Genomic DNA, 11,506 nt, shown 5'->3' on the forward strand with positions numbered 1-11,506 from the left:
CGCCACCCCGCCCCCGCATGGTGTGCGCTTTACCTGCATGCGCCTTACATCGTCCTGTGCCGCAGCGCCGGCAGCTTCTGCCGCACGCTGTCGATCAGCTCGCGGTCGACCAGCCCGCCGACGACACCCTCGCCTTCCTCGATGATCGCGCGCACCTCGCCCCAGGGGTCGATCAGCTGGCTGCGGCCCCAGGTGCGGCGGCCGTTGACGTGAGTGCCGCCCTGCGCCGCCGCCAGCACGTAGCACTGGTTCTCGATGGCGCGGGCGCGCAGCAGCGTGTCCCAATGGGCCGCGCCGGTGGTGTAGGTGAACGCGGCGGGCACCACGATCAGGTCCACCGGCCCCATCGCGCGGAACAGTTCCGGGAAACGCAGGTCGTAGCAGATCGCCATGCCCACCTTGCCGGCGCCCGTCTCGACCGTGCCGACATGCTTGCCCGGCACGATGGTGCGCGCCTCGTCGTACGATTCGCTGTCGTTGGCAAAGCCGAACAGGTGGATCTTGTCGTAGCGCGACACCTGCTCGCCGGCGGGATCGAACACGAGCGTGGTGTTGAGCACCTTGCCGGCCTCGCCGCTGACGAGCGGCAGCGTGCCGCCGAACAGCCAGACGCCGTGCGTGCGCGCCAGGTCGGCCATGGTCTGCTGGATGATCCCGCTGCCGAGCTGTTCGGCCACGGCCACCTTGTCGGTATCGGTCATGCCCATGATCGGCCAGTACTCGGGCAGCACGACGAGCCCGGCTTCGTTCCCGGCGGCCTGCGCGACCAGGCGGCGGGCGGTGGCGATGTTTTCTTCCACGTCGGGCGTGGAAACCATCTGGACGGCGGCAACGAAGTTGGCAACGGAAGTCATCATGTCCTCACTGGGTTCGGGTGGTGGCCGGCAGGTCCGGCGTGGCGAGCTTGCTGGGATCGAGCTTGTCGGGGTCGAGCTTGTCAGGTTCAAGCTTGTTGCTGTCGAGCTTGGTGATGACGGGCGCCTTCCACGGCCCCGTCACCTGCATCTGGTAGGTCAGCGCCTTCATCATCGGCTGCGACAGGAACAGCTGGGCCAGGTAACTGCCCAGCCCGATCACGGGATTGACGGCCAGCGCATAGACCAGCGGCGCGGTGCCGAAGTTCAGCTCCGGGATCACCACCACGTGCAGGTTGGTCGATTCGTTGGCGATGTCGGCCGTGCCCGCCATCAGCACGGTGGCCTGCACGCCGTGCATCTTCAGGTTGTCCGTCTTCACGATGCCGCGGTCGATCTGGGCGCCGGCCGTGAGCCCGTCGAATTGCAGCCCCTGCGAAAACACGTCGTTGAAATCGAATTTCAGGAGCCGCGGCAGGGCCTGCAGGCTCAGCACGCCCAGCAGTTTCGCCGCCCCCGGGTCCTGCTTCAGGAACTGGCCCTTTTCCACGTTCAGGTCCAGCTTGCCGGACAGAGTGGGAATGTCCAGCGAGTACGGCAGCCCCTTCCACGCGATATCGCCGGACAGCTTGCCCTTGCCGCCCTTCACCGTGTCGGCGAAGCCGAAGCGTTCCAGCAGCTTGCCCGCGTCATGGATCTCCAGGTTGAAATTGAGCGCCGTGTTGTGCCGCTCGTCGTTCCTGCTGTCGTTCCTGCTGTCGTTCCTGTTCTCCTGGCGGGCGCCGCGGCTGACCCAGCGGCCGGTGCCGTGCAGCGCGCCGTCGGCATTGACCAGCGCCAGCTTCGACACGCGCCATTCGCGCGACGAGGTGATCAGCGCATTATAGGCTTGCAGTTCCAGGCTTCCCAGCGGCCGGTTGAACAGCTCGAAACGCTCGGCCACGATGTCGAGCGCCGGGATCGCCGGCGACGTGGCCGAGCGTTCCAGCATGTCCTTCACGTCGCCCGCCGCCGATTCAGGAATGATGAGGCTGGACAGGCGGGCCGTCACCTTGCCCAGACCGCGGCCGGTGGGCGATTCGGCCCACGTGATGTAGCCGTTGGCCTGCTTCGAATCGATGTTGGCCTGCCAGGTGCCGCCACGGTGCGTGGCGCCCAGCACCACGCCGTCGAGCTTGCGGCTGGCCAGGATCAGTTCATCGGCGCGCGCCGCCATCGTTTCCGGCACGATGTACTGCGTGAGGTTGATGCCTTCGCCACCGGTACCGGCACCGCCGCTGTTACCGCTGCTGTTACCGCTACTCTCGCCGGTGCCGCCCGCGCCGGCGATATCGGTGCCCAGCGCCAGCCATTCATCCACGTTCAGCGATTTCATGCTGACATTCAGCGCCATGCCGCTGTCCGGCTCCGGCGCGGGCGTGTGCACGCCGATGCCGCCGCGTACCAGCTGCCAGGTGCCGCGTTCTTGCCCGCGGTTTTGCCGCTGGCGCTGGTAGTAGGCCGCCACCGTGTTGCCGAGCGAAATGCGAATCTCGTCGCGCGCCAGCCCGGATTCATCCGTGGCGGCGCCGTTCAGCACGAAGTGCACCGGCAGCGCATCCGCCGCATTCTTCGCCAGCGGCGCCGGGAAATCCAGCGCGACGCCGGTCAGCAGCGATTCGACCACGACCTGGTACTGGTGGTTGTGCGCCGTGATCAGGCCGTTATAGCGGGTACTGCCGTCGATGTGCCGGGCCAGCCGCTGCATCGCCGGCGATGGCCAGGTGCGGCGCAGGCCCTCGGCCGTGACGTTGCCGCCGATGCGCACGGCGATCGTGCCGTCGCGCTGGGTACCGCCGCCGACCGCCAGCTGGCCGCCCAGCAGCGTGCCGTTCAGGCCGTTCAGGTTGACACCGTGTTCGTTGAACTCGATCTTGCCGGTGGCCAGCAGCACGGGCGGCATGTCGTGCCACAGGGTCACGTCGTTGCCCTGCAATTGCAGCGTGCCGTTGACCTTGCTCTCGCGCAGCCGGTTCAGGGGCAGGTTCAGCTTGAGGGCCAGCTTCGCATTGCCGGTGGCCGTGGTCTGGTCGGTGAAGTGGCCGATCCATGCCAGCACCGGGCTGTTGGCCACGTAGCGCAGGTAGTCGCTCATGGCGCCGGCCGCGTTGCCGTCGATTTCCAGCACGCTGTCGTGGTGGATCAGGTCGGCGATGACGGCCTTCACGTTGGCCAGGTTGACATTGCCCGTCTTCGCGGTATCGCCACGGATCTCCATGCGCGCCCGCTCGAACACGAAGCTGCCCTGGATCTGCTCGGCCTGCGGCCACAGCGGCGACTTGCCGTCCGGCGCGAAGTGCGAGGGCTCGTAGTTCAGCTTGCCATCGCGGATGCGCCCGGCGATGCGGAATTCGCCCTTGCCGAAATCCGGCGTGTCGGCCGCGAACGGAAAATGCGCGAGGTCGCCGCCCAGCCGCACGGACACGTCGTGCGCGCTGCCCCCTTCCAGCGCGCCGGTGAGCCAGGTCTTCAGGTGCGGCGGCGTGGCGATCGGCAGGTAGCGGCCGATGCGGTTGATCGTGAAGCCATCGAGCTTGCCCCGGATGTCGGCGATGCCGGGGCCGGCCAGCTTGCCATCCTTCCCGGCCGGCACGCGGTGGTTGCCGGACAGCGCGCCCGTCAGGCCGTCCTGGTCGAATTCCAGCTGGCCCAGGTCGACACGCAGGCCGTCCGCATCGCGCGCCCACGACGCGTCCAGCAACAGCTTCTTGAACGGCATCCGGGCGGTCTCGAACCAGGCCGGCATGTCGAGCACCAGCCCCGGCGCATCGAGCACGACGCTGCCGCCATCGGCGCGGGCATCGATCGTGCCGGACAGCTTGTCGAATCCAGGCAGGGCCGGGATGGCCGGCAGCGCCGGGGCCTTGCTGCTTGCCGCGACGGCCGCGCGTGCGGCCAGCGGCGCGATGCCGAGCTCGCGCAAGTCCGCCTTGACACGCCATGCGGCCGGCGCCGACAACGGCCCCTGCCATTCGGCGCGCAGGTTCTCCACCCGCCCGCGCGGCGCCAGGTCGGCCAGCAAGCCGCGCTGCGCGGCCGGCAGCGGCAGCCGCGTGGCCAGCGAAGCCAGCGCCTGCAGGTCCAGCGCCGGCGCCGTGACCTCGGTGCGCGCCGGGCGCTTTTTCGTGGCCGGCGTGGTGCGCTCGGCCACCGTGGTGGGCGCCAGCGCGGCACCGTCGCGGGTGCGCAGCGTGAGGCCGGTGACGCTGGCGCGGTGGCCATAGGCGCCGAACGGCGCGTTGCGGTCGGCGCCGCGCGGCGCCTTGTCCTCGCTGAATTCGATCCGTCCGGCCAGGGCGGCCACGTCCAGCCGCGGCAGGTCGCGGCCCAGCGTGGCGACCACGTCCTCCAGCGCCACGTCGGCGGTCACGCCCGTCAGGCGGGCGCGGTCGATGTCGAACCAGGCGCGCAGGCTGCCGCGGCCGGATGCCACGTCATGCGGCGACGGCAGGTGCGGCTGCCACGCGGCCAGGTCGGCACCTTTCACGGCGGCATACAGCGTGCCGCGCCACCGCTTGACGTCGGCCGCGTGCTGCGTGAAGGCCCGCTGCCGGAAGTCGGCGCGCACGTCGAGCGTGCCGCCCAGCGCGCGCGGCGGCGTGGCCCTGATGGCGAAGCGATGCCGGCCCCAGCTGTTGTGCAGCACCACGTGCACGTCCTGCAATGCCAGCGGTTCGGTACCGCGCAGCGCGTCCGTCCAGGCCAGCCGGCCTTCGCGGATCACGATCTCGCGCTGCGACAGCAGCCAGTCGGCGCCCCGGCCATCGTCCTTGCGGCTGGGATCGAGCAGCACGCCGGCCACGTAGAGCTTGCCGTCGGCATCGCGCCGCACGTCCAGGTTGGGCCGGATCAGTTCCAGCGATTCGAAGCGCACGCCGAGCGACGCCAGGCTCCACCAGGAAAGCGTGGCGGCGACGCTGGGCAGCCGCAGTGCCTGCCGGCCGGTGCCGTCGCGCAATACCACGTCGCCCAGAAACAGCGTCGGGCGCAGGCCGGACCAGGAAGCATAGATGCGTTCGATCGTGACGGGGTTGCCGGCGGCGCGGCTGGCCAGCCGTTCGATATCGTCCTTGTAGTGGTCGATATTGGGCAGCACGGCCCAGCGCATCGCGAGGAACAGCAGCGCCAGCGCGAAATACACGACCAGCACCAGCTTGATCGTGAAGCCCAGCACATGGTGGGTGGCCAGGTTGCACAGGCGGTAAGCGGCCTGGAGACGGTGCCAGCGCGCCACCAGCGGCCCCTCGCCTGTCAGCTCTTTCTCTGCCGTTTGTTCCGTCAACACACAATCCCTGGATCAGCCGCGGAAACAACGCCAACGGCAAAAATAAATGTCGGTTCCCGTGCCCCAGGCGGCTCCGGCAATGGCGCGACGCATGAAATGCCTGGTTTTTCACGCTTTCATGCCGCGATCCGCTGTCAACCAGTGGCGAATCGCTTGCTAATCGCTTGCCAATCGGTCGTCAATCGCTCGCCAGATACCCCTGAGGGCGCAAGGGGTGCCCATTCTACCCCAAGGCCCGGTTAAACTAGCCCGCACGAAGCTGACCATTACACAACGTTACGAAGTCCTTTCATGCCATCTCAAGTCTCTGAAGTCTCCAGCAGCCGTTTCTACCAGCGCTGGCTGGCCGCCGCGCCCGACCGCCAGGCGAAGATCGATTCATTGGTGCAGCAGCCGCTGGACAGCGCGGACCTGGCCGCCCTGCTGGCCGTGGAACGGGAAGGGGGCGCGCTGCCGGCGGTGCGCGGCATGCGCCGCCTGCGCAACCTGCTGATCGCCGGCCTGATCCGGCGCGACCTGGAGGGGCTGGCCGACCTGAACGAAGTGGTGACGGCGGTGACGCGGCTGGCCGATTTCGCGATCCGCACGCACCTGGCCGAACTCGATGCGGAGATGCGCGCGGCGCATGGCGTGCCGACGGGGGCCGAATCCGGCGTGGCCCAGGAACTGATCGTGCTGGCGATGGGCAAGCAGGGTGGCTTCGAGCTGAACGTGTCGTCCGACATCGACCTGATCTTTGTCTATCCGGAAGACGGCGACACGGTGCCCACGGCGCCGGGCCAGCGCGTGCTGTCGAACCACGAGTATTTCGTCCGGCTGGGCAAGAAGCTGATCGCGGCGATCGCCGAGATCACCGAGGACGGCTTCACCTTCCGCGTCGACATGGCGCTGCGCCCGAACGGCGGCTCGGGCCCGCTGGCGGCCAGCCTGGGCATGGTCGAGCAATACCTGATCGTGCAGGGCCGCGAGTGGGAACGCTATGCGTGGGTGAAGGCGCGCGCCGTGACGGGCCGCGCCGAGGACATCGCCGCGCTGGACGCGATCGTGCGGCCCTTCTGCTTCCGCCGCTACCTGGACTTCGGCGTGATCGACGCGATCCGCACCATGCACATGCAGATCCGCGCCGAGGTCAACCGGCAGGAACGGCTGCACCCGGAGCGCAGCCACAACGTCAAGCTGGGCCGCGGCGGCATCCGCGAGATCGAATTCCTGGCCCAGGTGTTCCAGCTGATCCGCGGCGGGCGCGACCCCAGCCTGCGCGACCGCTCCACCCGCGCCACGCTGCGGCAATTGCCCGACAAGGGTTTGCTGACGGCGGACATCGTCGAACGCCTGCTGGCGTCGTACACCTTCCTGCGCAACCTGGAACACCGCCTGCAATACCTGGAAGACGCGCAGACCCACACGCTGCCGCCGAACGAGGCCGACCGCGAAACGGTGGCGCGCATGATGGGCCTGGCCGACGCGGCCACCCTGCTGGCCGAACTCGAAGGCCACCGGCGCTTCGTGGCCGAGCAGTTCGACGCGATGTTCGCCGACAAGGGCAGCGACGAGGAAATCGATCCCGCCACCAGCAACGAATGCGCCGACCCGGACAATTTCGAGGCGATCGAATCGCGCTTCGCCAGCCTGGGCTACGACAATCCATCCGCCGCGGCGCGCCGGCTGATCGCCACGTGGCAGGCGCCGCGCGTGCAGTCGATGCCGGAAGCGAGCCGCCAGCTGTTCGTGGCGCTGATCAACGCCGCCCTGCCCCGCATCGCCCGCGCGGCCGAGAACAACCCGGTGGGCACGCAGCTGGGCACGCTGGGCCGCCTGCTCGATTTCCTGGAAGCGATCGCGCGCCGTTCCTCGTACCTGTCGCTGCTGACCGAATATCCGCACACGCTGGCGCGCGTGATCGACATGATGCATGCCAGCGCCTGGGCGGCCACGTTCCTGACCCAGCACCCGATCCTGCTCGATGAATTGCTGGACGAACGCATCCGCACCGCCGTGTTCGACCCGGTGGCGCTGGCGCAGGACCTGGATGGCCAGCTGGCCGTCTACGAGGGCGATACGGAGCGCCAGCTCGACATCCTGCGCGAAGTGCACCATGCGCAGCTGTTCCACCTGCTGGCGCAAGACCTGGCCGGCGACCTGACGGTGGAAAAGCTGGCCGACCACCTGTCCGCGCTGGCCGACGTGATCGTGGCCGCGGTGATCCAGGCCGCGTGGCGCACGGTCGCGAAACGCCACCGCGACGTGCCCCGCTTCGCCGTGATCGCCTACGGCAAGCTGGGCGGCAAGGAACTGGGCTATGTCTCCGACCTGGACGTGATCTTCCTGTACGACGACGACGACCAGGAAGCCCCCGGCCTGTACGCCAAGCTGGCGCAGCGCTTCATCACGTGGATGACCACGCACACGCCGGCCGGCATCCTGTTCGACATCGACACGGCGCTGCGGCCCGATGGCGCCAGCGGCATGCTGGTGTCGTCGGTCGGCGCCTTCGAGCGCTACCAGAAGCAGTCGGCCTGGGTGTGGGAGCACCAGGCGCTGACCCGTGCCCGCTTCTGCGCCGGCGATGTCGGGATCGGCCAGCGTTTCGAGGAAATCCGCTGCGATGTGCTGCGGCAGCCGCGCGTGACAGGCGAAGAGCTCAGGCAGGAAGTGCTGGCGATGCGCCGCCGCATGCACGACGCCTACCCGAGCCGGCCGGCCAGCTTCGACCTGAAGCAGGATGCCGGCGGCATGATCGACATCGAATTCATCGTGCAGTACCTGGTGCTCCAGCATTCGGGCCAGCACCGCGAGCTGACGGCCAACCGGGGCAATATCGCGCTGCTGCGCATGTTTGCCGACCTGGGCCTGATCGATGGCGAACTGGCCGCGCAGGTGGGCGACGCCTACCGGGCGATGCGCAAGCTGCAGCACCAGATCCGGCTGCAGGGCGGCGAGCAGTCGCATGTCGATCCGGCGCGCGTGGCGCTCCATGCGGAAAACGTGACGCGGCTGTGGCGGACGCTGTTCGGCGAGGGTGATATCGCGTAAATGCGGGCGCGGATCAGGCCGGCCAGCATTGAAGCTTGCATCACGGCCTGTTCCGATGCCCTTGCCGAACAATTGCTGGCCTTCAAGAGGATCCGTTGTACATTCCACACATCGGTGCCTGTTGTATTGAAAGTTATTGGTAGTTTTTGCTTCCCTGGCTAAAGAATGTTTTATCGGCCCGCTGCGCCGACCTTCGACCAACCAGGGAGCAGAGAGCATGAGAGAACGATCACTTTCGCAATCGGTCCGCCTGATGTGCCTCGGCGGCGTAATGGTGGGCATGACCGCACAGGCGCAGGACCAGCAGGCGCCGCTCCAGGCGGCCCCCGCGCAAACCGCGCAGCAAGGGCCGATGCAGACGGTGCAGGTGACGGGTTCGCGCATCCGGGCGCCCGGTGCCGAAGCGGCGTCTCCGCTACAGGTGCTGACGGCGGCCGACATCGCCGCCTCCGGCGTCACGAACCTGCAGGAACTGCTGCTGAAGAACCCCACGCTGGGGACGCCCACGGTCAGCCGCACGAACTCGAATTTCCTGACATCGAGCGGCGGCGTATCGACCGTCGACCTGCGCTCGCTGGGCACGGCGCGCACGCTGGTGCTGCTCAATGGCCGCCGCTTCGTGGCCGGCATGCCGGGCGAGTCCGCCGTCGACCTGAACGTCATTCCCACCGATTTCATCGAGCGCGTCGACATGCTGACGGGCGGCGCGTCGTCCACCTACGGTTCCGATGCCGTGGCCGGCGTCGTCAACATCATCACCAAGCGCAATTTCAACGGCCTGATCCTCGATGCCCAGGGCGGCCAGAGCACGAAGCACGACGACACGCGCAAGAAATTCTCGCTGACATGGGGCGTCAGCAATGGCGAAGGCACCAGCAACATCATGACGCACTTCGGCTACAGCAAGCAGGGTGCGGTCTACTCGAAGGACCGGCCGGCCACCGCGGTGGACCAGAATTCGCAGAACGATCCCACCGACCTGTTCCTGGTGGACCGCCCGTTCTACTCCAGCTTCGCGCCGCAGGGCCGTTTCTTCCATGACGAAGGCAGCTACACGTATGACCGCGCCGGCAATGTGATCCCGTGGAACACGAACGGCTCGGACACCGAAGCCGCCACCGGCTTCAACCGCTCGGAATACCGCTCGATCGCCGTGCCGACGGAACGCTACCTGCTGGCCACCACGGGCAACCTGGCGCTCGACGACAAGCATTCGCTGTTCTTCGAAGGGAATTACGCGGCTACCCGCGTGGCCACGCGGATCGAACCTTTCGCACTGGGCGCGGAAGACGTCTATCCCGCCACGGGCGGCGCGGTACCGGCCGAGTTCCTCGTCGACGGCACGCTGCGCCGCAATCCGATCGTGCCGCAATACCTGTACGACCGCATCAGCGACACCGATGGCGATGGCCTGCGCGACTACTACTTCACGCGCCGCATGTCCGAGGTGGGCACGCGCAGCGCCCAGGCCAACCGCGACACCTTCCGCCTTGCCGGCGGCGTCAAGGGCAGCTTCAACCTGGTGCGCGAATGGAACTACGAAGCCTTCGTGGCCTACGGGCAGACCAAGGAAGCGCAAAGCTCGACGGGCCAGGTCAACGTGCTGAACTTCCGCAGCGCGCTGGAAGCCATCCAGGACGTGGACGACGACAACAACAACGGCAACCGCACCGAGACGATCTGCCGCGACGCGAACGCCCGCCTGCAGGGCTGCGTGCCGATCAACGTGTTCGGCTACGGCACGATTTCGCCGGAAGCGCTGAAGTACGTGGGCGCGCCGGGCAGCCTGGAAACGCAGATCACGCAGAAACTGGCCGGCGGCTCCATCACCGGCGATATCTTCGACTTGCCGGCGGGTGCGGTGGGCTTCGCGGCCGGCTTCGAGTGGCGCGGCGAGGAATCCAGCGCCGTGCCCGATGCGCTGACCCAGGCCGGCCTGAATGGCGGCAACGAGCTGCCGCCGACGTTCGGCGACTTCAACGTGAAGGAACTGTTCGCCGAGATCCGCGTGCCGGTCCTGAAGGACAAGCCGTTCGCGCGCGCACTGGACTTTACCGGTGCCTTCCGCCGCGGGAACTATTCGACGGTCGGCTATGCCAGCAGCTGGAACGCGGGCGTGGAATGGTCGCCCGTCAGCGACCTGAAGTTCCGCGCCACGCGCGCGCTGTCGACCCGCGCACCGAACATCAACGAACTGTTCCAGCCACCACAACAGACCTTCCCCGGCGATATCGTGGACCCCTGCGAAGGCGTGACCGCGTCGTCGCAGGGCACGCGCGATGCCGCGTGCCGGGCCGCCCCCGGCGTGATGGAGAACATCGCGGCCAATGGCGCATTCACTCTGAACCAGTCCGACCTGCAGGGCATCAGCGGCTACGACCGCGGCAATCCGAACCTGCAAGCCGAGAAAGGCTGGTCCACCACGCTCGGCTTCGTGTGGACGCCCCGCTCGATCCCCGCGATCCGGAACTTCGCGTTCACGGTGGACTACTTCGACATCAAGATCGACGATGCGCTGGTGTTCATGCCGCGCCAGTTCGCGCTGGAGAACTGCTACGGCGGCGACGGCTCGCTGTGCAACGTGATCATCCGCCGCCCCACGCAGGTCGGCGGCAACAGCGCCGGCTCGCTGGAGTACATCGATTCGCTGGTCAGCAACAGCGGCGGCGTGGCCACCGAAGGCGTCGACGTGACGGTCTCGTGGGCCGACCGGGTGGGACCGGGGCGGCTCTCCAGCCGCTTTGCCTGGACGTGGCTGCGCGAAGGCTATGACGTGCCCACGCCGGGCGCGAAGCGGGACTACTGGGCTGGCGAAGTCGATTCCGCGGCGAAGAACCGGGCCACGCTGAACCTGGGCTATCAATGGGGCCCGTGGAGCATCAACGGCACCACCACCTATATCGGCAAGGCGGCGCTGGACGACCAGTTCCTGGCCCAGTTCGAGATTCCCCGCAACGGCGTGCGGGTCGGTGCGAAGACTTACCAGGACTTCCAGCTCTCGTACGAGTTCAGCAAGAAATGGGAGCTGTACCTCGGCATCGACAACGCCTTCGACACGAAGCCGCCGCCGATCGTCTCCGGCCTGCCCGGCAGCGACACCGGGGCTGAAACCGTCGCCGGCACCTACGACCCTATCGGCCGCCGCTACTACGCCGGCCTGCGCCTCAGCCTGTAATTTGGCCCGGCCTTGAAGCGTTCCGCGGCGCTGCCGGGGAACGCTTTTTTCGTCACCGCCGGCTGCTTTCCGGCTGGCTGGCGACTTCCATGGTGCAGCGGCCGGCGAACGCAAAATGAG

Annotated in this window: 4 protein-coding genes; 2 read left to right on the plus strand and 2 right to left on the minus strand. The window is 67.7% G+C overall.

From position 1 onward, the window contains the following. Positions 1-44: 44 nt before the first annotated feature. On the minus strand, positions 45-854 hold the full coding sequence (locus tag EYF70_RS22885; protein WP_371861744.1) for a carbon-nitrogen hydrolase family protein: 810 nt from the start codon (positions 852-854) through the stop codon (positions 45-47). 7 nt (positions 855-861) lie between these two features. Beyond that, complete coding sequence (locus EYF70_RS22890; RefSeq protein ID WP_229420519.1) at positions 862-5,175, minus strand: YhdP family protein; 4,314 nt, start codon at positions 5,173-5,175, stop codon at positions 862-864. A gap of 294 nt (positions 5,176-5,469) precedes the next feature. On the opposite strand from EYF70_RS22890, the gene glnE reads away from it, so the two are divergent. Both glnE and EYF70_RS22900 read left to right on the plus strand, forming a co-directional pair. After that, entirely contained in the window at positions 5,470-8,211 is a 2,742-nt protein-coding gene (glnE, locus tag EYF70_RS22895) for a bifunctional [glutamate--ammonia ligase]-adenylyl-L-tyrosine phosphorylase/[glutamate--ammonia-ligase] adenylyltransferase (RefSeq protein WP_131147454.1), read from the plus strand. 217 nt (positions 8,212-8,428) lie between these two features. Further along, on the plus strand, positions 8,429-11,386 hold the full coding sequence (locus EYF70_RS22900) for a TonB-dependent receptor domain-containing protein (RefSeq protein ID WP_131147455.1): 2,958 nt from the start codon (positions 8,429-8,431) through the stop codon (positions 11,384-11,386). Positions 11,387-11,506: the final 120 nt, after the last annotated feature.

The organism is Pseudoduganella albidiflava (assembly GCF_004322755.1).
GTDB lineage: Bacteria > Pseudomonadota > Gammaproteobacteria > Burkholderiales > Burkholderiaceae_D > Rugamonas > Rugamonas albidiflava.

Bases quoted from the DNA above. Each gene is read 5' to 3' on its own strand.
- glnE (WP_131147454.1), top strand. From the start codon at position 5,470: ATGCCATCTCAAGTCTCTGAAGTCTCCAGCAGCCGTTTCTACCAGCGC.
- EYF70_RS22885 (WP_371861744.1), bottom strand. From the start codon at position 854: ATGACTTCCGTTGCCAACTTCGTTGCCGCCGTCCAGATGGTTTCCACG.
- EYF70_RS22900 (WP_131147455.1), top strand. From the start codon at position 8,429: ATGAGAGAACGATCACTTTCGCAATCGGTCCGCCTGATGTGCCTCGGC.